The 23573-nt window shown below is 64.1% G+C and carries 26 protein-coding genes; 16 read left to right on the forward strand and 10 right to left on the reverse strand.

The window, feature by feature from the left end; translation table 11 throughout:
• Nucleotides 1–80 precede the first annotated feature (80 nt).
• Nucleotides 81–1466, reverse strand: coding sequence for a sensor histidine kinase RegB (regB, locus tag IEX41_RS15075; RefSeq protein ID WP_188791082.1), 1386 nt, complete (start codon nt 1464–1466; stop codon nt 81–83).
• An 88-nt stretch (nt 1467–1554) separates the two neighbouring features.
• On the opposite strand from regB, the gene IEX41_RS15080 reads away from it, so the two are divergent.
• Both IEX41_RS15080 and IEX41_RS15085 read left to right on the forward strand, forming a co-directional pair.
• Nucleotides 1555–2178 carry an SCO family protein gene (locus IEX41_RS15080; RefSeq protein ID WP_188791083.1) on the forward strand — a complete coding sequence of 208 codons (624 nt, stop codon included), beginning with the start codon at nt 1555–1557 and terminating at the stop codon, nt 2176–2178.
• A 101-nt stretch (nt 2179–2279) separates the two neighbouring features.
• Nucleotides 2280–2834, forward strand: a complete 555-nt coding sequence (locus IEX41_RS15085) for an ActR/PrrA/RegA family redox response regulator transcription factor (RefSeq protein WP_188791084.1) — start codon at nt 2280–2282, stop codon at nt 2832–2834.
• Between the two features lie 49 nt (nt 2835–2883).
• Here IEX41_RS15085 and IEX41_RS15090 read toward each other — a convergent pair whose 3' ends face one another.
• Nucleotides 2884–3480, reverse strand: a complete 597-nt coding sequence (locus tag IEX41_RS15090) for a YfbR-like 5'-deoxynucleotidase (RefSeq protein ID WP_188791085.1) — start codon at nt 3478–3480, stop codon at nt 2884–2886.
• A gap of 271 nt (nt 3481–3751) precedes the next feature.
• Between IEX41_RS15090 and ahcY the strand changes: the two genes are divergently transcribed.
• Nucleotides 3752–5140: an adenosylhomocysteinase gene (gene ahcY / locus IEX41_RS15095; protein WP_188791086.1), complete on the forward strand. Its 1389-nt coding sequence runs from the start codon at nt 3752–3754 to the stop codon at nt 5138–5140.
• Nucleotides 5141–5312: 172 nt separating this feature from the next.
• The gene (locus IEX41_RS15100; protein WP_188791087.1) at nt 5313–6278 is read left to right on the forward strand and encodes a ketopantoate reductase family protein; all 966 of its coding nucleotides are present in this window, start codon (nt 5313–5315) and stop codon (nt 6276–6278) included.
• A gap of 188 nt (nt 6279–6466) precedes the next feature.
• On the opposite strand, the gene ubiB is transcribed toward IEX41_RS15100, so the two are convergent.
• On the reverse strand, nt 6467–7999 hold the full coding sequence (gene ubiB / locus IEX41_RS15105; protein WP_188791088.1) for a 2-polyprenylphenol 6-hydroxylase: 1533 nt from the start codon (nt 7997–7999) through the stop codon (nt 6467–6469).
• Between the two features lies 1 nt (nt 8000).
• Complete coding sequence (ubiE, locus tag IEX41_RS15110) at nt 8001–8753, reverse strand: bifunctional demethylmenaquinone methyltransferase/2-methoxy-6-polyprenyl-1,4-benzoquinol methylase UbiE (protein WP_188791089.1); 753 nt, start codon at nt 8751–8753, stop codon at nt 8001–8003.
• Nucleotides 8754–8848: 95 nt separating this feature from the next.
• On the opposite strand from ubiE, the gene mutM reads away from it, so the two are divergent.
• The 7 genes from mutM to gyrB all read left to right on the forward strand — a co-directional run bounded on the left by mutM (nt 8849) and on the right by gyrB (nt 17998).
• On the forward strand, nt 8849–9700 hold the full coding sequence (gene mutM / locus IEX41_RS15115; RefSeq protein WP_188791090.1) for a bifunctional DNA-formamidopyrimidine glycosylase/DNA-(apurinic or apyrimidinic site) lyase: 852 nt from the start codon (nt 8849–8851) through the stop codon (nt 9698–9700).
• 64 nt (nt 9701–9764) lie between these two features.
• On the forward strand, nt 9765–10541 hold the full coding sequence (locus IEX41_RS15120; RefSeq protein ID WP_188791091.1) for an enoyl-CoA hydratase: 777 nt from the start codon (nt 9765–9767) through the stop codon (nt 10539–10541).
• Between the two features lie 306 nt (nt 10542–10847).
• Complete coding sequence (rpsT, locus tag IEX41_RS15125) at nt 10848–11111, forward strand: 30S ribosomal protein S20 (protein ID WP_188791092.1); 264 nt, start codon at nt 10848–10850, stop codon at nt 11109–11111.
• Between the two features lie 525 nt (nt 11112–11636).
• Nucleotides 11637–12998: a chromosomal replication initiator protein DnaA gene (dnaA, locus tag IEX41_RS15130; protein WP_188791093.1), complete on the forward strand. Its 1362-nt coding sequence runs from the start codon at nt 11637–11639 to the stop codon at nt 12996–12998.
• Between the two features lie 158 nt (nt 12999–13156).
• Nucleotides 13157–14275, forward strand: coding sequence for a DNA polymerase III subunit beta (gene dnaN / locus IEX41_RS15135; RefSeq protein WP_188791094.1), 1119 nt, complete (start codon nt 13157–13159; stop codon nt 14273–14275).
• A gap of 128 nt (nt 14276–14403) precedes the next feature.
• Nucleotides 14404–15504 (forward strand): DNA replication/repair protein RecF, encoded by a 1101-nt coding sequence (recF, locus tag IEX41_RS15140; protein WP_188791095.1) that lies wholly within the window; start codon nt 14404–14406, stop codon nt 15502–15504.
• Nucleotides 15505–15586: 82 nt separating this feature from the next.
• Nucleotides 15587–17998, forward strand: coding sequence for a DNA topoisomerase (ATP-hydrolyzing) subunit B (gyrB, locus tag IEX41_RS15145; RefSeq protein ID WP_188791096.1), 2412 nt, complete (start codon nt 15587–15589; stop codon nt 17996–17998).
• Nucleotides 17999–18199: 201 nt separating this feature from the next.
• On the opposite strand, the gene IEX41_RS21580 is transcribed toward gyrB, so the two are convergent.
• The 6 genes from IEX41_RS21580 to IEX41_RS15170 form a co-directional block, all read right to left on the reverse strand.
• Nucleotides 18200–18382 (reverse strand): hypothetical protein, encoded by a 183-nt coding sequence (locus IEX41_RS21580; protein ID WP_229673260.1) that lies wholly within the window; start codon nt 18380–18382, stop codon nt 18200–18202.
• Entirely contained in the window at nt 18379–18879 is a 501-nt protein-coding gene (locus tag IEX41_RS15150; RefSeq protein WP_229673262.1) for an ATP-binding cassette domain-containing protein, read from the reverse strand. Before IEX41_RS15150 ends, IEX41_RS21580 begins: the two co-directional genes overlap by 4 nt.
• Nucleotides 18880–18941: 62 nt before the next feature.
• The gene (locus tag IEX41_RS15155) at nt 18942–19184 is read right to left on the reverse strand and encodes a hypothetical protein (RefSeq protein WP_188791292.1); all 243 of its coding nucleotides are present in this window, start codon (nt 19182–19184) and stop codon (nt 18942–18944) included.
• Nucleotides 19109–19450, reverse strand: coding sequence for an FCD domain-containing protein (locus IEX41_RS21915; RefSeq protein WP_373285643.1), 342 nt, complete (start codon nt 19448–19450; stop codon nt 19109–19111). Before IEX41_RS21915 ends, IEX41_RS15155 begins: the two co-directional genes overlap by 76 nt.
• Nucleotides 19368–19655 (reverse strand): GntR family transcriptional regulator, encoded by a 288-nt coding sequence (locus IEX41_RS21920; protein ID WP_188791098.1) that lies wholly within the window; start codon nt 19653–19655, stop codon nt 19368–19370. Before IEX41_RS21920 ends, IEX41_RS21915 begins: the two co-directional genes overlap by 83 nt.
• Nucleotides 19656–20020: 365 nt before the next feature.
• Nucleotides 20021–21385, reverse strand: coding sequence for a FliI/YscN family ATPase (locus IEX41_RS15170; protein ID WP_188791099.1), 1365 nt, complete (start codon nt 21383–21385; stop codon nt 20021–20023).
• 86 nt (nt 21386–21471) lie between these two features.
• Between IEX41_RS15170 and IEX41_RS15175 the strand changes: the two genes are divergently transcribed.
• From IEX41_RS15175 to IEX41_RS15195, 5 genes are read left to right on the forward strand one after another with little or no spacing between them, the layout of a single operon-like run.
• Entirely contained in the window at nt 21472–21849 is a 378-nt protein-coding gene (locus IEX41_RS15175) for a FlgB family protein (protein WP_188791100.1), read from the forward strand.
• 17 nt (nt 21850–21866) lie between these two features.
• On the forward strand, nt 21867–22259 hold the full coding sequence (gene flgC, locus IEX41_RS15180) for a flagellar basal body rod protein FlgC (RefSeq protein WP_188791101.1): 393 nt from the start codon (nt 21867–21869) through the stop codon (nt 22257–22259).
• A 32-nt stretch (nt 22260–22291) separates the two neighbouring features.
• Nucleotides 22292–22582, forward strand: coding sequence for a flagellar hook-basal body complex protein FliE (gene fliE / locus IEX41_RS15185; RefSeq protein ID WP_188791102.1), 291 nt, complete (start codon nt 22292–22294; stop codon nt 22580–22582).
• Between the two features lie 3 nt (nt 22583–22585).
• Complete coding sequence (locus tag IEX41_RS15190) at nt 22586–22855, forward strand: flagellar biosynthetic protein FliQ (RefSeq protein ID WP_188791103.1); 270 nt, start codon at nt 22586–22588, stop codon at nt 22853–22855.
• A 1-nt stretch (nt 22856) separates the two neighbouring features.
• Entirely contained in the window at nt 22857–23570 is a 714-nt protein-coding gene (locus tag IEX41_RS15195) for a flagellar hook-basal body complex protein (protein WP_188791104.1), read from the forward strand.
• Nucleotides 23571–23573 lie beyond the last annotated feature (3 nt).

The following is a 23573-nucleotide window of genomic DNA, read 5'->3' on the forward strand; positions in this document are numbered from 1 at the left end:
TTTTTTGATAGTATTGGAAAGTTAAGAGCTTGTTAAAAACTTGTTGCCGCGCGTGGGTTAGGGTCGTGTCCAGCGGGACGTCAGTCGTCGAACTTCCGGTTCTCTCCCAGTGCCTTGCGGGAGGGAGCCTCGACGCTGGACCGTGGCCAGACCACTTCGACGATGGCCCCTTGCCGCGTCCCTTTCAGTGCCTGCTGTGGGTCGGGCGAGCCATTGGCAAAGCCCACGTCGGCACCACTGCGTTCCAGCAGGGTCTTGGCGATGAAGAGCCCAAGGCCCATGCCTTCGTATTCCGGACGGGTGCGTTTGTCCGTCTCGCTGCGGCGGCGGCGCATCAGCGGATCGCCAAGGCGTCCGATCAGGTGCGGCGGATAGCCCTGCCCGTCGTCGATGATGCGGATGGTGATGCTGTGCGGGCTCCAGATCGCATCCACCCAGACGGTGCTGCGGGCGAAATCCACCGCGTTCTGGATCAGGTTGCGCAGCCCGTGGATGACTTCGGGGCGGCGCAGGACCTCGGGCGGCTGGCCATCGGCTCCGGCGCTGGCGCGGCAGGTGACCTCGATGGTTTTGCCGCGCCCCTCGTGGGGTTCGGCGGCCTCGCGGATGACCTCGGTGAGGGGCGCGCTGCGCATGTGCAGGTCGTCCTTCCCGGCGCGGCCCATGCCATGCAGGATGTCGCGGCAGCGGTCCGCCTGCGCCCGGATCAGCCGCGCGTCCTCCTGCAGGTCGGGGTGGTCGTCGAGCTCGTCGATGAGCTCGGCGGAGGCAAGCTTGATGGTGGCCAGCGGCGTGCCAAGCTCGTGCGCGGCGGCGGCGACGACCCCGCCGAGATCGCTCAGCTTCTGGGCGCGGGCGAGCGCCATTTGCGTGGCCGAAAGCGCATCGGACATGGCACCCATTTCGGCGGCCATGCGGCGGGCGTATACCGAGATGAACACGAGCGCGATGGTGATCGCCGTCCAGCTGCCGAAGATGAAGACGCGCGGCAGCTCCAGCGTTTCGCCATCGTTGGTGACCAGCGGCATGTGAAAGGTAGACATCACCGAGATCAGCAGGAAGGCGGTGACATTCAGAAGGACGGTGGACCGGACAGAAAGCACCGTGGCCGAGGTCACCACGGGCCCCAGCACCATCAGCGAGAATGGGTTGTTGAGGCCGCCGGTCAGGAATAGCAGGAAGCACAGCTGCAGCAGGTCGAACATGACCATGAGCAGGTTCTCGTATTCCGTGAGGCGCTTGTTCTCGGGGAAGACGAACATCGCCACGAGGTTGCCGATCACCGACACCCCGATGGCAAGGTAGCACCATCCCAGCTCAAGTTGCAGGTTGTAGAGCTGTTGGGCCACGAGGATGGCAATGAGCTGGCCGCCGATGGCGACCCAGCGCAGCAGGGTAATGGTGCGCAGCCGGATGGCATGGTTGCGCCGGCTGTCGTCCAGCAATCCGAGGTCGGTGGGGCTCATGCTGCGCGCTTTCGTCACTTGTGGTCCGTGTGCACGGATTGATAGGTCTGGGGCACAGCTTTCGCAATCAACTCGGGAAAATGCCGCCATGCGCTGGATCGCCGTCGCCGCCTCGTCTCTTGCCCTCGTGGCCGCCGTGGGCGGGGTCTGGGTCTACACCAGCATGGCGGGCGGCTCGGGCGACCGGTTCGAGCCCTGCCGCACCGCTGCCGTTGCGGGCGGCGCGGGGTCCATCGGCGGGCCGTTCGAGCTGCTGAACTCCGAAGGCGATACGGTGACCGATGCGGATGTGATCACCGAGCCGTCGCTGGTCTATTTCGGCTACACCTTCTGCCCGGACGTCTGCCCGCTGGACATGGTGCGCAACGCCCAGGCGGTGGATGCGCTGGCCGAGCGCGGTTACAGCGCGCAGCCGGTGTTCATCTCGATCGACCCGGAGCGGGACACCCCCGAGGTGGTCGGCGATTTCGCGTGGAACATCCACGAGAAGGGTGTCGGCCTGACCGGATCGCCCGAGCAGGTGAAGGCGGCAAGCCAAGCCTACCGGACCTTCTACCGCAAGCAGGAGGGGGATGACGAGTTCTACCTCGTTGACCATTCCACCTTCACCTACCTGGTGCTGCCCGGCGAAGGCTTTGTCGAATACTTCCGCCGCGACCTGCCGCCCGAGGAAATCGCAGACCGCGCGGCCTGCTTTATCGACGCAATGTGAGCTTGGCCGGGACGCCATCGGATTGTGATCCGGGGACATTTGACGCTCCCCGGGGGGCGTTATATCACTGCCGCGACAATAACCACGAACGGGGTAAGCGCGTGTCGGACACTGCGATCGAAGGGCTGGGCGAGGATCGCTCGTTACTGCTGGTCGACGATGACGAGCCGTTCTTGCGCCGTCTCGCCAAGGCCATGGAAAAGCGCGGCTTTGATGTCGAAACCGCGCAATCGGTCGCTGGCGGCAGTGCCATCGCCAAGGCGCGGCCCCCGGCCTTCGCTGTGGTCGACCTGCGGCTCGAGGATGGCAACGGGCTCGACGTGGTCGAGATCCTGCGCGAGACCCGGCCCGACAGCAAAGTCGTCGTGCTGACCGGCTACGGTGCCATCGCCACCGCGGTTGCCGCGGTCAAGATCGGCGCCACCGACTACCTGTCGAAGCCCGCGGACGCCACGGACATCACCAATGCGCTGCTGTCGAGCGCCGAGGCGCTGCCCGAGCCGCCCGAGAACCCCATGAGCGCCGACCGCGTGCGCTGGGAACACATCCAGCGGGTCTACGAGCAGTGCGACCGCAACGTTTCGGAAACCGCGAGGCGGCTGAACATGCACCGGCGCACCCTGCAACGCATTCTTGCCAAGCGCTCCCCGCGCTGAGCGCACCGCACAAACTTCTCTGAAAGAAATTTGCCCGCCCGCAGGGGCGTTAGGGCAGGGCCGCCAGAAGCGCCTCGTGCCGGGCGGTAAAGGCGTTCCGCGCCTCGACCGGCGGGCGCAGGTGTATGTCGAGCCCCTCTGTCAGCGCCGGCTCGGGCTGACCGAAGAACCGCTTCGCCTCTGCCGGTGAAAACCCCGCGATCTGCGTCGCCTCCATGTAGGCCGACACCATGTCCGCCCTCTTGATCCGTTTCTTCAGCGCGGGCGGGAGTGTGGCGGGCAGTCCGAAGCGCAGGTGAATCGCCGCCTCGAGCCGCTTGTCGAGCTCTTTGTAGGCTGGCCCAACAGCCGCCTTCACCGGCGATATCATGTCGCCGATGACGTATTCCGGTGCATCGTGGAGCAGCGCCGTCAGCTTCTCGGCCTCCGTGGCGCGTGGGTACATGCGGGAAAACAGCGCCTCGACCAGCAGGGAATGTTCGGCCACGGAATAGGCGTAATCCCCCATGGTCTGACCGTTCCAGCGTGCCACGAAGGCAAGTCCGTGGGCGATGTCCTCAATCTCGATGTCCATCGGGGTTGGGTCCAGCAGATCGAGCCTGCGGCCCGACAGCATGCGCTGCCATGCACGGGTCTGTTTTGTCATGGCTCAGACCTCGATCGACTTCGGCGCAGCCACGCCAGTCCGGTGCCGCGGCCCGGAGGGCTGGCCGCTGGCAGGCGCGTTTACGGCCGGGCGGGCCCCGCAGCGGCGGCGATGCTGGATGTCGGGATGGCTGGTCTGCAGGTCTTCCACCGGCATGCCTCGTCCTGGTGTGTTATCATTCTGTTCGGCCTGAAGTCTGATCCACGTTGCCGGTCTATTCAAGGGATGCTACCCCAACCCCAACCCGAAAATGGATGAACGGAGCGCCGAAATGGCTCAGGACTACATCGTCAAGGACATCGCCCTTGCAGCTTACGGCCGCAAGGAACTCGACATCGCCGAGACCGAGATGCCGGGCCTCATGGCCTGCCGCACCGAGTTTGGCGACAGCAAGCCGCTGAAAGGCGCGCGCATTGTCGGCTCTCTCCACATGACGATCCAGACCGCCTGCCTGATCGAGACCCTCGTGGCCCTCGGCGCCGACGTGCGCTGGGCGTCCTGCAATATCTTCTCGACCCAGGACCACGCCGCCGCTGCCATCGCCGAAGGCGGCACCCCGGTCTTCGCGATCAAGGGCCAGAGCCTTGAAGAGCATTGGGATTACCTCGACCGCTCGTTCCAGTTCGAGGACGGCCCGAACATGATCCTCGACGATGGCGGCGACGCGACGCTCTACATTCTGCTCGGCGCCCGTGCCGAGGCGGGCGAGGACATCATCCCCGTGCCGCAATCCGAGGAAGAGACCGTCATCAAGGCGCAGATCAAGAAGCGCATGGAGCAGTCCCCTGGCTGGTTCACGAAGGTCCGCGATCAGATCAAGGGCGTGTCCGAGGAAACCACCACCGGCGTGCATCGCCTGTATGAGCTGCAAAAGAACGACCAGCTGCCCTTCCCGGCGATCAACGTGAACGATTCCGTCACCAAGTCGAAGTTCGACAACAAGTACGGCTGCAAGGAATCGCTGGTGGATGGCATCCGCCGCGCCACCGACGTGATGATGGCCGGCAAGGTTGCCGTGGTCTGCGGCTACGGCGACGTGGGCAAGGGCTCGGCGGCTTCGCTGGCCGGTGCCGGCGCGCGCGTGAAGGTGACCGAGGCGGACCCGATCTGCGCGCTGCAGGCGGCCATGGACGGGTTCGAGGTCGTGCTGCTTGAGGATGTCGTTGCTTCGGCGGACATCTTTATCACCACCACCGGCAACAAGGACATCATCCGCATCGAGCACATGCGCGAGATGAAGGACATGGCCATCGTCGGCAACATCGGCCACTTCGACAACGAGATCCAGGTCGCCGCGCTGAAGAACCACAAGTGGACCAACGTCAAGGATCAGGTGGACATGATCGAGATGCCCTCGGGCAGCCGTATCATCCTGCTGTCCGAAGGCCGCCTGCTGAACCTCGGCAACGCCACCGGCCACCCGTCCTTCGTGATGTCGGCGTCCTTCACCAACCAGGTGCTGGCGCAGATCGAGCTGTGGACCCGTGGTGACGACTACGACAACAAGGTCTACATCCTGCCCAAGCATCTGGATGAAAAGGTCGCGCGGCTTCACCTTGACCGGATCGGCGTGAAGCTGACCACCCTGACGTCCGAGCAGGCCGCCTATATCGGTGTGACCCCGGAAGGTCCGTTCAAGCCGGAACACTATCGCTACTGAGGCAGGTCCGGGCCCGCAGATCAACGCCCCGCCATTCGGCGGGGCGTTGATCTGCGTGGTCAGGGGGCCGTTGGGCAAAAGCGCGGTAGGCCCATGGAGATCTGCGCAGAGTGCTTGCACTTTGTGACGAATGCGGGTGCCTTTGGCACAAGATGACAGGAAGGATCGAACCATGCGCATCATCATTCATGGAATAGGGGCCATCGGCGGTGTCGTGGGGGCCGCGCTGGTCGAGCAGGGCAATGACGTGCTGGGCATTGCGCGCGGCCGGATGCTCGAGGCGCTGCAGTCGGCCCCCCTGCGGTTGATCAGCCCCGGTCGGCGTATCGAGGTGACACTGCCCTGCGTGAGCCATCCTTCCGAGATCGATTTCCGGTCCGACGATATCGTCCTGCTTTGCGTGAAGGGACAGGATACCGAGGCGGCCCTGCGTGATCTTCGTGCGGCGGGGATGACGGACCAGCCGCTGTTCTGCCTGCAGAACGGCACCGCAAATGAACGGGTGGCGATGCGCTATTTTCCCAATGTCCACGGCGTTACCGTGATGATGCCGGCCACCTACATGGAGCCGGGCGAGGTCATCACCCATGGCGCCCCGTGCTTTGGACTGTTTTATGTGGGGCGTTTCCCGAATGGCATCGATGCCGCTGACGAAGCGCTTCAGGCGGTTCTCGATGCCGCGAATATCAAGACGATCCTGTCGGAAGATGTCATGCAGTCGAAATACGGCAAGCTGCTGATGAACCTTGGGAACATCGTCGACGCGCTGCTGCCGCTCGAGGCAGATCGCACCGGGTTCACGTCGCGGCTGACCGCCGAGGCCGAAGACGTGTTTCGCGCCGCTGGCGTCACCTGGGAGGATATGGGGCTCGAGAACGCGCAGCGCAAGCAGTTCATGGAGATCACCGATATCGAGGGCGTGCCCCGCGCCGGGTCTTCGACACGGCAGAGCCTGTCGCGCGGGGCCGGCAGCGTCGAGACCGACTATCTCAACGGCGAAGTTGCTTTGCTGGCGCGCCTGCACGGACTGAAAGCTCCGCTCAACGCCGCGCTTGTGGATCTGGCGGCGCGCCGCATGGCCGAAGGCCGAAGCGCCGGGGAGATGACGGAAGCGGAGCTTGCCACGCTCCTCGGCTAGCCGTGGGCGGCGCGGGCCTGCGTCACCCTGTGGCCTGAGGTGGCCGCAGACCGACCATGGGTTAGGGGGCGAGGCCTGCAGGCCGCCCCCGTCCCGGCAGTGTACGCCTCGCTTTGGGAGCGCGCTCTGCCAAGGACGGCAGCCAATGAGCAGCCCACGAGGTCAGCGCCAGCCCGTGACCGGGCCCGTCAGGCCAGGCTTGCCAGGACCGTCGCCACAGCAGCCGCAACGCAGGCTCCACCAAGAGCCCAACCAATCCGCCCGCGCCACTTGGACGCCCGACGGCACACTTCCTCTTCCGCCTGCCTGACCAGCGCGGCCTCCACGAGGGTTGGCAGACGGGGGCCAAAGCGGGCCAGAACCCGCGCGGTCTGCATGAGGTCACGGATGGCGGCGCGTGGGCCGATCGAGGTCTTGATGTAGTCCTCGACCACGGGTTTGGCGGTGTCCCAGATGTTCATGTGAGGGTTCAGCGACCGCGCCACCCCTTCGACTACGACCATGGTGCGCTGAAGCAGGATAAGCTCGGTCCGAGTCTCCATCCCGAACCGTTCGGTGACCTCGAAGAGGTAGGACAGCAGGCGCGCCATGGAGATGTGGGACGCGTCCATCCCGAAGATCGGCTCACCCACCGCGCGCAGGGCGCGGGCGAAGGCGTCCACGTCGCGGTCGGCGGGCACGTAGCCTGCCTCGAAATGAACCTCCGCCACGCGCTTGTAGTCGCGGCGAATGAAACCGTAGAGAATCTCGGCGTAGACCCGGCGCGTGTATTCGTCGATATGGCCCATGATCCCGAAATCATAGGCGATGATATCTCCGTTCGCGGCGACCTTGAGGTTCCCTTGGTGCATGTCCGCGTGGAAGAAACCGTCGCGCAGTGCGTGGTTCAGGAAAAGCTGCAGGACCCGTTCGCTCAGCGCGACGCGGTCATGCCCGGCGGCGTCGAGTTTTTCGTTGTCGCCAAGCGAGATCCCCTCGGCCCAGCTCATTGTCATCACGCGGCGCCCGGACAGGCCCCAGACGATGGAGGGCAGCTGGAAGCCGTCATCGCCTGCGGTGTTGGCGGCAAATTCACTGGCCGCGGCGGATTCGAGCCGCAGGTCCAGCTCGCCCATCACCACGCTTTCGAAATGCGCGATCACATCCCGCGGCCTCAGCCGGCGCGAGGCGGGCGACAGCGTCTCGATGGAGTGGGCCATGAAGTAGAAAGCATCGATATCGGTGCGGAACGCCCGTTCAATGCCGGGGCGCAGCACCTTCACCGCGACGAGCTGGCCATTGTCGGCCCGCCGGGCCCGGTGGACCTGCGCGATGGAGGCGGCGGCGACCGGGGCACTGAACTCCGAAAACACCTCGTCCACAGACAGTCTGAGTTCGGATTCGATCTGGGTCTTGGCCTTTTCGATCCCGAAGGGCGGCAGCTTGTCCTGCAGCACGCGCAGCTGGTTGGCGATCTCGATGCCCACCACGTCAGGACGGGTCGACAGGATCTGGCCGAACTTGATGTAGGCCGGCCCAAGCGCCGACAGAGCGCGCGGAGCAGGAGGCATGGTCGGGTCGCCCTCGATTCCCAGCCAGCGGAAGGGGTAGACCAGCGTGCGGAAGGCGATGCGCACCGAGCGCGGCGCCTCGAGCGCGTCAAGGATCACGCCCATGGCGCCGGTCCGCTCGAAAGTGGCGCCGGTTCGGATCAGCCGCCAGATGTTGTGGGGACCACGCATCTCAGATCTTCCAGCCTGAATGCAGGCAGGCGATTCCCATGGACAGGTTCCGGTACTTGGCCTGTTCAAAGCCCGCCGCGCGCACCATCCCGAGGAAGGTCTCCTGGTCCGGGAACTTGCGGATCGATTCCACCAGGTACTGGTAGCTGTCGCTGTCTTTCGCGATCACCTGCCCCATGCGCGGGATGATGTTGAAGGAATAGAGATCATAGACTTTCTGCATCATGTCATTCGGAATCTGGTTAAATTCCAGTACCATGAGCCGACCGCCGGGCTTCAGAACGCGAAACGCTTCGTTCAGCGCCTCCTGCGGTCGGGTCACGTTCCGGATCCCGAAGGAGATGGTGTAGACATCGAAGCTGTTGTCAGGGAAGGGCAGCGCCATCGCGTCGCCCACCACCCAGTCGAGGCTGCCCGACATGGCGTCCGCCTCTGCCCGCTGCCGACCGGCGACCAGCATCGGCTCGGTCAGGTCGAGCACGGTGGCGTGTCCCGATCCCGCGCGTTTGAGGAAACGGAACGAGATGTCGCCGGTTCCGCCAGCCACGTCGAGCAGCTTCTGCCCGGGGCGCGGTGCCAGCCAGTCCATCATCGCATCCTTCCAGATGCGGTGGATGCCAAAGGACATGGCGTCGTTCATCACGTCGTATTTCGATGCAACGGAGCCAAAGACACCCTGCACCTTGCCCGCCTTCTCGCTTTCAGGAATGTCAGTGAAGCCGAAATGCGTGGTCCGGGACGTGTCATCGGTCATCGGGCTGGCCCTTTTGGTCTTGTGATCGTGGCGTTGCATCTCCTTATAGAGCCCGCAGGCCGCGCTGCAATGCGGCCCATGGTCAAGGAGATGTCATGCCGGAACTGCCTGAGGTGGAAACCGTGCGCCGCGGCCTCGCCCCGGTGATGGAGGGAAACACCATTGCGCTTGCGCAGGTCAACCGCCCGGATCTGCGCTGGCCTTTCCCTGAGCGGATGGCCGAACGGCTGACCGGAGCGCGGATCGAGCGGCTGCGGCGGCGGTCAAAATACATCCTTGGAGATCTCGATACGGGCGAATCCCTGCTGATCCACCTTGGCATGACCGGCCGGATGCTGGTGTCGGGCGATGCGCTGGGGCAATTCGTGCATGATCATCCGGCGCCGGAAAAGCACGATCACGTGGTTTTCGACATGGCCGACGGCGCGCGCGTCACCTTCAACGATCCGCGCCGCTTCGGGGCCATGGACCTGCTGCCCACCGAAACCGCCGAGGCGCATCCACTGCTGGCCGCGATCGGGCCGGAACCGCTGGGCAATGATTTCCACGAGGCGCATCTCGTGGCTGCGCTGAAAGGGCGCAGCATGCCGGCCAAGAGCGCGCTTCTGGACCAGAAGATCGTCGCTGGCCTTGGCAACATATACGTGTGCGAGGCGCTGTTCCGGGCGGGTATCCATCCGGGACGTCGCGTCAACCGCATCTCGGAGCGGCGCATCGCGTCGCTGGTGCCGATCATCCGGCAGGTGCTGGAAGAAGCGATCGTCGCTGGCGGCTCCAGCCTGCGCGATTTCCGCCAGGCCGATGGAGAACTTGGGTATTTTCAGCACAGCTTCGACGTGTACGGCCGCGAGGGACAGCCCTGCCGGACCGACGATTGCGGGGAAACCGTGCGGCGGATGGTGCAGTCGGGGCGGTCCTCGTTCTACTGCCCGGCCTGTCAAAGATAGCTTGATCGGAGGGGCCAAGCTGGTAAGGCTGCGGTTTGACGCTAACGGACGGGAGCCCGAAGTCATGGCCTATGAGACGATCATCGTCGAAGTAGAGGACCACGTCGCAACAATTGCCCTCAATCGCCCTGATGCCCTGAACGCCCTCAACAGCCACCTGCTGGCCGAGCTGGCGCAGGCGCTGACCGAGGCCGATGCGAATGACAAGGTGCGCTGCATCATCCTGACGGGCTCGGCCAAGGCGTTCGCCGCCGGGGCCGACATCAAGGAGATGTCAGAAAAGACCTTCGTGGAGATGTTCCTCGGGGACTTCTTCGAGCCGGCCATCGAGGCCACGGCCAAGGTGCGCAAGCCGGTGATTGCCGCGGTGTCGGGCTATGCCCTGGGCGGTGGTTGCGAGCTGGCAATGATGTGCGACTTCATCATCGCGAGCGACACCGCCAAGTTCGGCCAGCCCGAGATCAACCTCGGCGTCATCGCCGGGATCGGCGGTACACAGCGCCTGACCCGTTACGTGGGCAAGTCCAAATCCATGGACATGCACCTGACCGGACGCTTCATGGATGCCGAAGAAGCGGAACGCTCGGGCCTCGTGAGCCGCGTTGTTCCGGCCAAGAAGCTGATGGAAGAGGCGCAGTCCGCTGCCTCCAAGATCGCCGAGAAGTCGATGATCGCCACCATGGCGGCCAAGCAGGCGGTGAACCGCTCTTATGAGACGACGCTCACCGAAGGCCTGCTGTTCGAACGTCGGCTGTTCCATTCGCTGTTCTCGACCGAAGACCAGAAAGAAGGCATGGCCGCCTTCCTCGAGAAGCGGACAGCCCAGTTCCGCGACCGCTAAGCTGCGTCCCATGGAATCACTCTCGGCCCGCCCCTCGAGGCGGGCCGTTTTCGTTTGGGTGGCATCGAAAATGCAGCGGCGTCTTTTCAGAAACGGCTGCCTGTTTCGACGGCAGATTCCCTTTGCGACTGCAGGGGCTTTGCAAACCGCCCTCATGCGTGTATATGCCGCCTCCACATGCGCGTGATGCCCGCTCAGGCAAGAATCGGTCCGGCTATAGGAGTTCGGGTCTGAGTGCGTTTGCGCCCTAAACAGATCCACCCCGAAGCCACTGGCTTCGACAGCCCAGATACAGGAACGATCATCATGGCAAACACCGTTCAGTCCAAAAAGCGCGCCCGTCAGAACGAAAAGCGCTTCGCCGTCAACAAGGCACGCCGTTCGCGCATCCGCACCTACCTCCGCAAGGTCGAGGAAGCGATCGCGTCGGGCGACAAGGAAGCCGCAACCACCGCTCTGCGTGCCGCTCAGCCCGAGCTGATGCGCGGCGTGACCAAGGGCGTGTTCCACAAGAACACCGCCTCGCGCAAGGTCTCGCGCCTGGCGTCGCGGGTCAAAGCACTGGGCTGAAAAGCCACAGTCCAAGATTCTGCCAAACGAGAGAGGCACCACAGTCTGTGGTGCCTCTTTTTGATTCCGGCACCAGATTTTGTCTTCAGAGATTCTTTTGGAGGATTCCTTTGAGTCAAGTTGCAAGATCGGTTGCCGCCGTTCACCCGAAATTGGTAATTTCTCCGAGCGAGTCACATTGCTTGGGGGGACAGGCAAGCGGACACGGAATCGACCATTCGTTCGGTTCCAGATCCGCAGTTCCGAGGTCTGCTGCTACGGACACCGGGAAAGGGCGTTAGGCCCTGTCGGTCCAACACTGATCATAAGCGCGGACGGCGCCACCCGTAACCCATGCATGGGGTGCATGGGTACGGTTGTCTTTTGTCCGCTTCAGGGGTGCATGCCACTCCCGCCCGAATCCGTCTGGACCGGGGTGGGACAGCTGTTTGCTCTGGATGGGTCTCGACCGGACGTCACGCGCAGGGGCGTCCGGAGCACACAGGACATGCGCACGGACAGAACATGCTTTTGGAGCGGGGACAGATGACGAAAGACCAGTGGGGCGCGTTGCAGGGTGAACTGAGCGACACGATCGGGGAAAACAACTACAAGACCTGGATCGAACCCATAGACTTTCATGGAATGGAGCCGGGCGGCGTTGCCGTCTTCAACGTTCCTACGAACTTTTTTGGCAGCTACGTGTCGCAGAATTATGGGGATATTCTGCTGGCCAAGCTTTCGCTTTTCGGAAACGAGGTGCGCCGCCTGAAATTTCAGGTCGCCAATGTCGACAACCGCCCGGCTCAGGCTCCCCGCCCGCAGCCCACGGCCGCTTCGACCCCGGCACCTCAGCAGGCCGATGTGCTGCCCGGCGCACCGCTGGACGGGCGGTTCACCTTTGACAGCTTCATCGTCGGCAAGCCGAACGAGCTGGCCCATGCCGCGGCCCGCCGCGTGGCCGAGGGCGGTGTGGTGACCTTCAACCCGCTGTTCCTTTACGGCGGCGTGGGCCTCGGCAAGACGCACCTCATGCACGCCATCGCATGGGAGCTGTCGCGCTCGCGCCCGGATCTCAACGTGCTCTACCTTTCGGCAGAGCAGTTCATGTACCGCTTCGTGCAGGCGCTGCGCGAACGCCGGATGATGGACTTCAAGGAGCTCTTCCGGTCGGTCGACGTTCTGATGGTCGATGACGTGCAGTTCATCGCGGGCAAGGATTCCACGCAGGAGGAATTCTTCCACACGTTCAACGCGCTGGTGGATCAGAACAAGCAGATCATCATCTCGGCCGACCGCGCGCCGGATGAGATCAAGGATCTCGAGAACCGCATCCGGTCGCGCCTGCAGTCGGGCCTCGTGGTCGACCTGCACCCGACGGACTACGAACTGCGCCTCGGCATCCTTCAGGCCAAGCTGCAGACCTACCGCGAACAATACCCGACGCTGGAAATCGGCGAAGGTATCCTCGAGTTCCTGGCGCACCGGATCTCGACCAACGTGCGCGTGCTCGAAGGGGCGCTGACCCGCCTCTTCGCCTTTGCCTCGCTGGTGGGACAGCCGATCACGATGGAGCTGACGCAGGATTGCCTGGCGGACGTCCTGCGGGCCTCGGATCGCAAGATCTCGATCGACGAGATCCAGCGCCGCGTGGCCGAGCATTACCACATCCGCCTTTCGGACCTCATCGGGCCAAAGCGCGTGCGCAACTTTGCCCGTCCGCGCCAGGTGGCGATGTATCTGTGCAAGCAGTTGACCGCCCGGTCCCTGCCCGAGATCGGCCGCCGCTTTGGCGGGCGTGATCACACCACCGTCATGCACGGGGTAAAGCGGATCGAAGAGCTGCGCAGCCAGGACAGCCAGATCGCCGATGACGTGGAATTGCTCCGCCGGTCGCTTGAGGCCTGAGTTGTCGGCACCACAATTCTTGACGGGGCTGCCTTCGGGTGGCCCCGTGGCCTTGACGCCACAGCGAAACAGTCGGATCAATCACGCAACACAAAGGCTTGAGAGCGGCCGTCGTCAGGCGCTAACCTGCGTCTCCGGTCAGCGGAAGAGGTGAGGGAATGAAGGTCAGCATCGAACGGGCAACACTGCTCAAGGCAGTGAGCCAGGCGCAATCCGTGGTCGAGCGCCGCAATACCATCCCGATCCTCGCCAACGTGCTTATCGAAGCCGACGGCGACACGGTCACGTTCCGCGCGACGGACCTCGATATCGAGGTGCTCGACCGCGCGCCTGCCATGGTCGAACGCGCCGGGGCCACGACCGTTTCGGCGGTCACCCTGCACGAGATCGTCCGAAAGCTGCCTGACGGTGCCATGGTGCAGCTGGCCGAGGACGGCGCGGCGGGTCGCCTGACCGTTGCGGCGGGCCGGTCGAACTTCAACCTCGCGACGCTGCCGAAGGAAGACTTCCCGGTCATGGCGTCGTCGGAATACACGACGAACTTCTCGGCCAAGGCCGAGGTGCTGCGCCGGCTCTTCGACAAGTCGAAATTCGCCATTTCCACTGAGGAAACCCGTTATTACCTCAACGGCGTCTACATGCACCTTGCGGACAGCGAAGAGGGGCGCGCCTTGCGCTGCGTTGCCACCGACGGTCACCGCCTGGCCCGCATCGACGCACCGCTGCCCGACAGCGCCGAGGGCATGCCCGGCGTGATCGTGCCACGCAAGACCGTGGGCGAGCTGCGCAAGCTGCTCGACGAGGACGACATGGACATCAATGTGTCGGTGTCGGAAACCAAGGTTCGCTTTGCCACGCCGAACATCACCCTGACCTCCAAGGTCATCGACGGCACCTTCCCGGACTATTCGCGTGTGATCCCCATGGGCAACACCCGCCGCCTCGAGGTGGACGCCAGCGAATTCGCCAAGGCGGTGGACCGGGTCGCCACCGTATCCTCGGAACGCTCGCGCGCGGTGAAGCTGCAGCTTGATGAAGACCGGCTGGTCCTGTCCGTGAACGCCCCCGACAGCGGCGCCGCGGAAGAAGAGCTTGCCGTGGCCTACGGTGACGAACCGCTCGAGATCGGCTTCAACGCCAAGTACCTGCTCGAGATCGCATCTCAGGTGGATCGCGAGAACGCGGTGTTCATGTTCAACTCCTCGGGCGATCCGACCCTGATGCGTGAAGGCTCCGACACCTCCGCCGTCTACGTCGTGATGCCCATGCGGGTGTGACGGTCCAAGGTGAGGGCGGCCTCGCGCCAGACAGTTTCGCAACGTGAAGAAGGCCGGGGCTCGTTCCCGGCCTTCGTCATGCACAAACCCCTCGAATTCCCTGCCGTTCGTCGCTAGGCCAAGTCCTCATGAGCTTGTCGCTGCAAACCTTGACGCTGTCGCATTTCCGGTCGCATCGCCGCGCCTCGGTCGAGGTGGACGCGCGGCCCGTGGCAATCTGGGGGCCCAACGGCGCGGGCAAGACCAACCTCATCGAGGCGGTGTCGTTGCTGTCGCCGGGCCGGGGCATGCGCCGCGCCTCGGCGCAGGAGATGACGCGCCGCCCTGAGGCCATTGGCTGGAAGATCGGCGCGCTGGTGGCCCGGACGGGCGCGATACAGGAGGTCTCGATCCGCTCTGAATCCGGCGCGTCCCGCGTGGTCGAGATCGACGGCAAGCCCGCACCGCAGGTGGCGTTGGGACGGCTGGCGCGGGTGCTGTGGCTGGTGCCCTCAATGGACCGGCTGTGGATCGAGGCGCCTGAGGGCCGGCGGCGGTTTCTCGACCGCATGACGCTGTCCTTCTTTCCCGACCATGCCGAGGCCAGCCTGACCTATGAAAAGGCCATGCGTGAACGCAACCGGCTGCTGAAAGAGCAGGTGCGTGACGCCCATTGGTACGCCGCGCTCGAGCGCCAGATGGCGACCAGCGGCGCGGCGATACAAGTTGCACGGCAGTCGGCGCTGGCGCGGCTTGCGCAGGCGCAGGATGGGGCTGAGACGCAGTTCCCTGCCGCGGATCTGGAACTGACCTCGACCGAGGCGGTCATCCCGGACACCGAGGACGGTCTGCGCGCAGCCCTTGCCGAGGGGCGCTTTCGCGACATGGCCGCCGGGCGCACCCTGGTGGGGCCGCACCGGTCCGACCTCTACGGGGTGTTCGCTGCCAAGGGCGTTCCTGCGTCGGACTGTTCCACGGGCGAGCAGAAGGCGCTGCTGATCTCGCTGATCCTTGCCAATGCACGGGCGCTTGCGGCAGATGGCGAGACGCCGATCCTGCTGCTGGATGAGGTCGCCGCCCATCTTGATGCGGGCCGTCGTGCAGCGCTTTATGACGAGATCTGCGCGCTTGGATCGCAGGCGTGGATGACCGGCACGGGCCCGGAACTTTTCACTGAGCTGGGCGCACGGGCGCAGCAGCTGGAGGTCACCGAAAAAGACGGGGAATCGGTAGTCGAAAAGCGGGCCTGAAAACCCTAAATATGGTGTCATAGGCGTGACATTCCCCCCAAATCCCCCTATAAAATCGTCAAACAAGACAGAGGATGGCTACATGGCCGAGCCCGCAGGCGCTCCGCAGGAATACGGCGCGGATTCCATCAAGGTTCTCAAAGGCTTGGAGGCGGTTCGCAAACGCCCCGGCATGTATATCGGTGACACCGACGATGGCTCGGGCCTGCACCACATGGTGTATGAGGTCGTGGACAACGGCATCGACGAGGCACTGGCCGGCCACGCGGACTTTGTCCGGGTGAAGATCCACGCCGACAACAGTGTCTCCGTGCGCGACAACGGCCGTGGCATCCCCGTCGACATGCACCAGGAAGAAGGCGTCTCTGCCGCCGAGGTCATCATGACCCAGCTGCACGCGGGCGGGAAGTTCGACCAGAATTCCTACAAGGTTTCGGGTGGTCTGCACGGCGTGGGCGTATCGGTGGTGAACGCGCTGTCCGTCTGGCTCGAGCTGCGCATCTGGCGCAATGGCAAGGAACACTACGCCAAGTTCAGCCATGGTGAGACGGTGGAACACCTGCGCGTCGTCGGCGATGCGCCGGGCGAAAGCGGCACCGAGGTGCGCTTCCTTGCCTCGACCGAGACGTTTAGCAACTTGGACTACGTGTTCGAGACGCTGGAAAAACGCCTGCGCGAGCTGGCCTTCCTGAACTCGGGCGTGCGCATCATTGTCGAGGACGAACGTCCGGCGACCCCGGTGAAGTCGGAACTGCATTACGACGGCGGCGTGAAGGAGTTCGTGAAATACCTCGACCGCTCCAAGCAGGCGTCGATGGAAGAGCCGATCTACATGATCGGCGAACGCGACGGCATCGGTGTCGAGATCGCCATGTGGTGGAATGACAGCTACCATGAGAACGTGCTGCCATTCACCAACAACATCCCACAGCGCGACGGCGGCACTCACATGGCTGGCTTCCGGGGCGCGCTCACGCGCTCGCTGACCCGTTACGCGGCCGAGCACAACCTTGCCAAAAAGGTCGCCTTCACCGGGGATGACGCCCGCGAGGGTCTGACCTGCGTTCTGTCGGTGAAGGTGCCAGATCCCAAATTCTCGAGCCAGACCAAGGACAAGCTGGTTTCGTCCGAGGTGCGCCCGGCAGTCGAGAACCTGATGAACGAGAAGATGATGGAATGGCTCGGGGAGCACCCGAACGAGGCCAAGCTGATCGTCTCGAAGATCGTCGAGGCTGCCCATGCCCGCGAGGCCGCCCGCAAGGCGCGCGAACTCACGCGCCGCAAGAACCCGATGGACGTCAACTTCCTTGCCGGCAAGCTCAAGGACTGCTCGGAAAAAGATCCGTCCAAGACCGAATTGTTCATCGTCGAGGGTGACTCGGCAGGTGGTTCGGCCCAGACCGGCCGCGACCGTGGCACGCAGGCGATCCTGCCGCTCAAGGGCAAGATCCTCAACGTGGAGCGCGCGCGGTTCGACCGGATGCTGGGCAGCCAGGAGATCGGCAACCTAGTGATGGCGCTTGGCACCGGGATCGGCCGTGACGAGTTCAACATCGACAAGCTGCGCTATCACAAGATCATCCTGATGACCGACGCCGACGTGGACGGCGCACACATCCGGACGCTGCTTCTGACGTTCTTCTATCGCCAGATGCCCGAGCTGATCGAGGGTGGCTATCTCTACATTGCCCAGCCGCCGCTCTTCAAAGTGGCGCGCGGGAAGTCCGAGGTCTACGTCAAGGACCAGGCCGGGCTTGATCACTACCTGATCGAACAGGGGATCGACGGCGCTCAGATGAGCCTTGGCAACGGCGAGGTCATCACCGGGCAGGACCTGCGCCGCGTGATCGAGGAAGCGCGCCAACTCAAGCGCGTGCTCGATGCCTTCCCGACCCATTACCCGCGTCACATTCTCGAACAGGCGGCGATTGCTGGCGCGTTCGAGCCGGGCGCGATCGAGGCCGACCTTCAGGGCGTTGCCGACAAGGTGGCGCAGCGCCTCGACCTCATCGCGGTGGAATACGAGAAGGGCTGGCAGGGCCGCATCACGCAGGATCGTGGCATCCGCCTTGCGCGCATCCTGCGCGGCGTCGAAGAGGTCCGGACGCTGGACGGCCCGATGCTTCGCTCGGGCGAGGCGCGCAAGAGCGGCAGCTTTACCGATGCGTTGCAGGCCATCTATTCCACCCCCGCGTTCCTGACGCGCAAGGATCGGCGCCAGTCGATCTACGGCCCGCTCGGCCTGCTCGAGGCGATCCTTGAGGAGGGTGAAAAGGGCCTGTCGCTGCAGCGCTACAAGGGGCTGGGCGAGATGAACCCCGGCCAGCTGTGGGAAACCACGCTGGATCCGGACGCGCGGACGCTGCTGCAGGTGCGTATCGACGACAGTGCCGAGGCGGACGACATCTTCACCAAGCTGATGGGTGACGTTGTGGAACCGCGCCGCGAGTTCATCCAGAGCAACGCTCTCAGCGTGGAGAACCTCGACTTCTAAACGGCTGTAGGCGGGACCGTTGCGCGATCTGCAGAACCACAGGGCAAGCAGAAGCGCCTCCAGGGCCGTGCGCATCATGAACTTCCTCGTGAGAGGGCCCTTCAGCTTCAGCGCCAGAGAGGCTGACCCTCAGGCATAGGTAGTCGATGTGGACATCCGGGTGACCCCGTTCTGCAGTGGTTCCCGGGATGGAACTGCTGGTTAGATTGCCCGGCGCAGCTCTCTTGCGGCGGCGCTTACCTCGGGCGACACGGGGTCGCGCGGATGGCTCAGCGTCAGTGGAACGATGTCCTTCATGCGCCCGAGGCGCGAGTGCAGGACTACGAGTTCGTCGGCGAGGAACGCGGCCTCTTCAATGTCATGGGTCACGAAGACGACAGTCACCGCGCGTTCGGGGGCAATGCGGACAACCTCGCTTGCATCTGGCTGCCGATCGACGGGTCGAGCTTGGAAAACGGCCTGTCCACCAGCAGGGTCTGCGGCTCAGGGGCAAGGCTGCGGGCCAACGCCACGCGGCTGCGCATGCCGCCCGACAGCTCGTGCGGGAAGGCATCGGCGAACTCGGCAAGCCCCATGAGGTCGAGCATCGCGCGCACCCGGCTGTCCTGTTCGGTGCGGGGCAGGCCCAGCGTCTCGATCCCGAAGCGGACGTTGGCCGCGGCGGAGCGCCAAGGCAGCAGCCGATCATTCTGGAACATGTAGGACATGGGCGCATGGGGCCGGTCGGGGCGCTGCTCCCTGCCAGAGACAAGCACCTGGCCCGCGTCGCTCGGGATCAGCCCGGCAATGATGTTGAGCAGGGTACTCCTGCACGACCCGGAGGCCCCGACGATGGCGACGGACTGGCCGGAGCCGACGACGAAGCGGATGTTCGACAGCACGTGAAGCAGCTCGTTGTCGCGCCGGGCGATCTACTTGCTGACGCCGGCGATGTCGATCCGGCTCATGTGTCCGCCCCCTTCACCACGTTGGCGAGGTTGAGCGCGTCCGCGAGGCCGCTGGCCTTCAGCGAGGCATTGACCGTGGCAAGGACATCCTGCCGGAACACTTCCACGTGGCGCAGCGCGACCTCTTCGGCCTTCACGCTGTCGCTGGTCTTCATGGCAACGATCAGTTCCACGTGGCCGCCCTCAATGTTGGACCGCGTGCCGGGGTCGCCAAAGCCGAGCGACACGAGGCGGCCCATCTCGCCTTAGATCTCGTCAAGGCGGTGCAAAGCTGGCCGTTGCCGGCACCTGCCGTGATGGTCATGTGGAATCCGCGGTTGCCCCCGAGGACGTAGTCGATCTGGTCCCCGATATCTTGGGACGGATGGTTGCGGCACATCTCTTCAAAATGTTCGAGCCGCGCGATATCGCAGCCGCCGGTCTCAGCGGCAAGGCGGGCAGCAAGCGGCTCTAGCTGAAGACGCGAGGCGAACAGCTCTTCTACGTCCTTCAGGGTCACCGACACGACTCGATAGCCCTGCCGGGGGAAGGGCCTGCACCAGTCCGCTTGCCGCGAGCTGTTGCAGCGCCACGCGGCAGGTCGTCTTGCCAAGGTCGAACTTTGCCAGGACCTCGGGTTCGCTGAGCGTCGAGCCGGGTCGGGCGCAGCACGAGATGATTTCGCGGCGAAGGGTTTTGAAGGCGGCATCTCCCTTGGGAGCCGTTGGCATCTTCGTCACCTCTCCGGTCGTGGCGTCTCTCCTGAGCTTCTCTTGAGTGTCTGTGAGTAGCCTACGGTTGGCATTCAAAGCATCCCAAGGAGAATGTGTCTTTGTTGGAGTATCTTTGCCTTTCTCTGTCTTTTGCTGAACTCAGTGATACGCAGCCAGGCGGAGTCACAGGTTCAACCGGGGAGGGCCGCCGGTTGGCGATGACATCAACGCATCGTCGGGCCTGCCCCAAAGGAGACTCCGACGAGGTCAACCGCACGGCTCCGCCTGATTCCCATGACCCCGGATTCGCTCTGTCCTCATCTGGGACGGCCCGCTCACTCTCGAAGCGCCCGACCCTGGACATGCGAAGGCCCGCCCCGCTGTCACCTTTGGCGCTGCACCTTTTGCCGTTGTGCCGGAAGGCCCTTGGCCCCGGAACGGCGCAGTATGAGACGCAGACGGTTGAACGCCGCGCTCGCACCGGCGGGCGAGATTTCTCCGACGAAGCCGTCGAGGTCCGGCCAGGCCCGGATGGCCTGATCAAGCACGGGATCTTCGCCTTCGCGGTACAGGCCTGCGCGTATCATCGTTTCTGATCTCGCATAGGCACCAAGAAGCTGTCGCGTCTGAAGCAGAACCTCGTTCTCCTCCTCGGTTGCGGCCTCGGGCAGGCTGCGGGACACGGATCGCAGCACATCGATCGCCGGGAATCGACCCCGTTCCGCGATATCGCGGCTGAGCACCACGTGTCCGTCGAGGACGCCGCGCAGGATATCGGCGATTGGCTCGTCCATGTCCGAGCCCGCGACAAGAACGCTGAACACCGCGGTGATGTCTCCCGAGCCCGGCAGGCCGGGCCCGGCGCGTTCGGCAAGCCGCATGATCTGGTGCGCGGTCGAGGCGGGAAAGCCTCTTAGTGCAGGCATCTCGCCGGCAGCGACGGCCACCTCGCGGTGGGCCTCCGCAAAGCGTGTGATCGAGTCGGCCAGGAACAAGACATGTCGTCCCTGGTCCCGGAAATGTTCGGCAATCGTCATGGCCGCAAGGGGGCACCGGCGGCGTTCCAGCGGTGAGCGGTCGGAGGTGGCGGCAACGACCACGGCGCGTGACATGCCTTCACGTCCCAGTACAGTGTGGACGAAATCATGTACCTCGCGCCCGCGCTCTCCGACCAGCGCGAGCACCACCACATCGGCGGACATGCCGCGCGCAAGCTGCGCCAGCAGTCGCGATTTACCCACGCCGGAGCCTGCGAAGAGGCCGACACGCTGGCCACGGACCACGGGCAGCAGCGTGTCGAAGGCAGCAAGCCCGGTTTCCAGCCGCTGTCCCAGTCCTCTGCGCTGCGCGGCAGGAGGGGGGCTCGTCCGGAAAGGGCGTCGATGCGGGCCCGGGCTGAGCGGGATCTCGTCCAGAGGCTTGCCATAGGAATCGATCACCCGACCGATCCAGCCATCGGATGGCGCGAGGGTCGGGGCGCCCAGCACCGCGACCCGGTCGCCCTGCGCCACGCCTTCAGCGCCTTCGTCGGGGAGCATCGCCACCAGGTCCTCTCGGATGCGCAAAAGCTCTCCGTCCAGCGTGTCGCCTGCCCGGTAGAGCCGCATGCGATCCCCGATGCAGGCAGTATGGGCAAGACCCTTCACCCACACCACCGTTCCGTCCACCGACCGTACGCGCCCGACCGCGCGCACCGGTTGGATCTGCGATAGCCGCGAGCGCAGCCCAGTGATGTCGCCTTCGTCCATGCGGTCGCCCCGTTCAGTACGTTCAAACCATTTCTAAAGGAATCACCGTTAAGCCTTGATTGAAGCCAATCGAGGGAGAAGCCCCGATGTTCCAGAACTTGGACGTTTTCAGAAATGCCATGAACCTCGCCCGCCACGCGGGCCTTCAGCAGGCCGTGAGTTCTCAGAATATCGCGAATGCCGATACGCCGGGTTATCACGCGCTCGAAATTCCGGATTTCGCGGAAACGCTGAAGGGCGAGATGATGACCCAGAAGGCGACGCGACCCGGCCACCTCAACGGTCGTATCGCCGATCCGCTCCCGAGCCCCAGTGAACGCCGCGACAGCGTCGATCCGAACGGGAACGCCGTCTCTCTTGAGACGGAGATGGTGGAGGCGGTCAATGCATCGCGGGCACACAACCGTGCGCTCAGCATCTACCGGTCCAATCTCAACATCCTGCGCGCCAGCCTTGGCCGCTGATCAAGGGGAGCAATGCCATGAGCGCCTTTTCCGAAAGCCTATCCGTCGCTGCGAGCGGTCTGCGTGCCCAGGCCAGCCGCTTGCGGGTCGTGTCCGAGAATATCGCGAACGTCGACACGCCCGGCTATCACCGCAAGACCATCCCGTTCGAGACAAGGGGCACCGGCTCCGACGCGGTGCAGCGGGTCGAGGCCGGCCAGGCCACGCTCGATCGCAGTGACCTTGCCCAGATCTACGACCCCCAGCACCCGCTCGCCAACGAGAACGGTGTCTACGAGGGCAGCAACGTCGATCTCATCATCGAACTGGCCGACGCCCGAGAAGCACAGCGCAGCTACGAGGCCAATCTCAAGATGTTCGAACAGACCCGGCAGATGTCCAGCAACCTCATGGACGTATTGCGCCGATAACCTCGCACACCACAGCGTGAAAGGAGACCAGAATGGACGTCCGATCGCTTTTTGCCGCACAGAAATACGCGGCACAGCGCCCCGCCACCGATCCCCAACCGGGGACAGGGGATATACAGCAGAAGTTCATCGAAGCTGCGGGGGATTTCATCTCCACGCTTCAGGATACCGAGGAGACCGCCGCCAAGGCGATGGTCGGCGATGCGGATCCCCATGCGCTTGTTCAGGCGCTGTCGCAGTCCGAGCTGGCGGTCGAAACCGTGGTTGCCGTGCGCAACAAGGTGGTTGAGGCCTACCAGGAAATCCTGCGGATGCCGGTATGAGCCATGCTGACCGAAGCAATCTTCTACGACACGCTCCGGCAGGGGCTGTGGATCGCCACGATTACGTCGGTACCCATCCTGACCGCGGCGCTGGTCGCGGGCATCGGCGTGGGACTCTTTCAGGCGCTGACCTCGATCCAGGAAATGACCCTGACCTTCGTGCCGAAGCTGCTCGCCATCGTTGCGGTGTTCTGGATGTCCATGAGCTTCATGACCGAAACGCTCGTCTCGTTCTTTCAGGATCGGATCATTCCGATGGTCACCGGAGGCTGACATGAGCATCACTGACTATACTACATTGTCGCGCCAGCAGGGCCTCACCCGCGAGATGCAGATGATCGCGAACAACATCGCGAACGCCGCCACCAGCGGTTATCGCCAGCAGGGGGTCGTGTTCTCGGAATACATACGCCAGACCGATGAGGCGGGCAGCGTTGCGATGTCCGCGGCCCATGTGCGGCAGACGTCCTATGCACAGGGCACAGTGACCCGCACTGGCGATCCGTTCGATCTGGCAATCGAGGGGGACGGCTTCTTTCTTGTGCAGGCGCCCCAGGGGGAACGCCTGACCCGCGCCGGCGCCTTCGCGGTCAGCGCCGCCGGCGAGCTGGTGACACCCGATGGCTACACCGTGCTCGACGCCGGAGGGGCGCCGGTGTTTGTCCCGTCCGGCTCGGGCGAGATCGCCGTGGCGCAGGACGGGACCATCAGCGCCGATGGGGCGCCCGTGGGACAGGTCGGCGTGGTTCAGCCATTCGACCAGGCATCCTTGATCCGTGAGGGGGGCGTGTTGTTCCGAGCGGATGACGGCTTTGAACCCGTTCCTGATCCCAAGGTGCTTCAGGGCTTCGTCGAAAGCTCCAACGTCAACCCGATCCTGCAGATTGCGCGGATGATCGAAGTGCAGCGCGCCTACGAAGCGGGCCAGAACTTCCTTCAGCGCGAGGACGAACGCGTCCGTGACACCATCAAAGCCATGATCAAGTAAGAG

Origin of the sequence: Salipiger pallidus, from assembly GCF_014643635.1 — a bacterium.
GTDB lineage: Bacteria > Pseudomonadota > Alphaproteobacteria > Rhodobacterales > Rhodobacteraceae > Salipiger > Salipiger pallidus.

Bases quoted from the DNA above. Each gene is read 5' to 3' on its own strand.
- IEX41_RS15170 (WP_188791099.1), bottom strand. From the start codon at position 21,385: ATGGACGAAGGCGACATCACTGGGCTGCGCTCGCGGCTATCGCAGATC.
- IEX41_RS15090 (WP_188791085.1), bottom strand. From the start codon at position 3,480: ATGACAAAACAGACCCGTGCATGGCAGCGCATGCTGTCGGGCCGCAGG.
- fliE (WP_188791102.1), top strand. From the start codon at position 22,292: ATGGACGTCCGATCGCTTTTTGCCGCACAGAAATACGCGGCACAGCGC.
- ubiB (WP_188791088.1), bottom strand. From the start codon at position 7,999: ATGCGTGGTCCCCACAACATCTGGCGGCTGATCCGAACCGGCGCCACT.
- IEX41_RS15100 (WP_188791087.1), top strand. From the start codon at position 5,313: ATGCGCATCATCATTCATGGAATAGGGGCCATCGGCGGTGTCGTGGGG.
- dnaN (WP_188791094.1), top strand. From the start codon at position 13,157: ATGAAGGTCAGCATCGAACGGGCAACACTGCTCAAGGCAGTGAGCCAG.
- recF (WP_188791095.1), top strand. From the start codon at position 14,404: ATGAGCTTGTCGCTGCAAACCTTGACGCTGTCGCATTTCCGGTCGCAT.
- IEX41_RS15080 (WP_188791083.1), top strand. From the start codon at position 1,555: ATGCGCTGGATCGCCGTCGCCGCCTCGTCTCTTGCCCTCGTGGCCGCC.
- IEX41_RS15155 (WP_188791292.1), bottom strand. From the start codon at position 19,184: ATGGGCCGCCTCGTGTCGCTCGGCTTTGGCGACCCCGGCACGCGGTCC.
- flgC (WP_188791101.1), top strand. From the start codon at position 21,867: ATGAGCGCCTTTTCCGAAAGCCTATCCGTCGCTGCGAGCGGTCTGCGT.
- dnaA (WP_188791093.1), top strand. From the start codon at position 11,637: ATGACGAAAGACCAGTGGGGCGCGTTGCAGGGTGAACTGAGCGACACG.
- IEX41_RS15120 (WP_188791091.1), top strand. From the start codon at position 9,765: ATGGCCTATGAGACGATCATCGTCGAAGTAGAGGACCACGTCGCAACA.
- IEX41_RS15195 (WP_188791104.1), top strand. From the start codon at position 22,857: ATGAGCATCACTGACTATACTACATTGTCGCGCCAGCAGGGCCTCACC.
- rpsT (WP_188791092.1), top strand. From the start codon at position 10,848: ATGGCAAACACCGTTCAGTCCAAAAAGCGCGCCCGTCAGAACGAAAAG.
- mutM (WP_188791090.1), top strand. From the start codon at position 8,849: ATGCCGGAACTGCCTGAGGTGGAAACCGTGCGCCGCGGCCTCGCCCCG.
- IEX41_RS21920 (WP_188791098.1), bottom strand. From the start codon at position 19,655: ATGCCAACGGCTCCCAAGGGAGATGCCGCCTTCAAAACCCTTCGCCGC.
- IEX41_RS15190 (WP_188791103.1), top strand. From the start codon at position 22,586: ATGCTGACCGAAGCAATCTTCTACGACACGCTCCGGCAGGGGCTGTGG.
- IEX41_RS15175 (WP_188791100.1), top strand. From the start codon at position 21,472: ATGTTCCAGAACTTGGACGTTTTCAGAAATGCCATGAACCTCGCCCGC.
- ubiE (WP_188791089.1), bottom strand. From the start codon at position 8,753: ATGACCGATGACACGTCCCGGACCACGCATTTCGGCTTCACTGACATT.
- ahcY (WP_188791086.1), top strand. From the start codon at position 3,752: ATGGCTCAGGACTACATCGTCAAGGACATCGCCCTTGCAGCTTACGGC.
- regB (WP_188791082.1), bottom strand. From the start codon at position 1,466: ATGAGCCCCACCGACCTCGGATTGCTGGACGACAGCCGGCGCAACCAT.
- gyrB (WP_188791096.1), top strand. From the start codon at position 15,587: ATGGCCGAGCCCGCAGGCGCTCCGCAGGAATACGGCGCGGATTCCATC.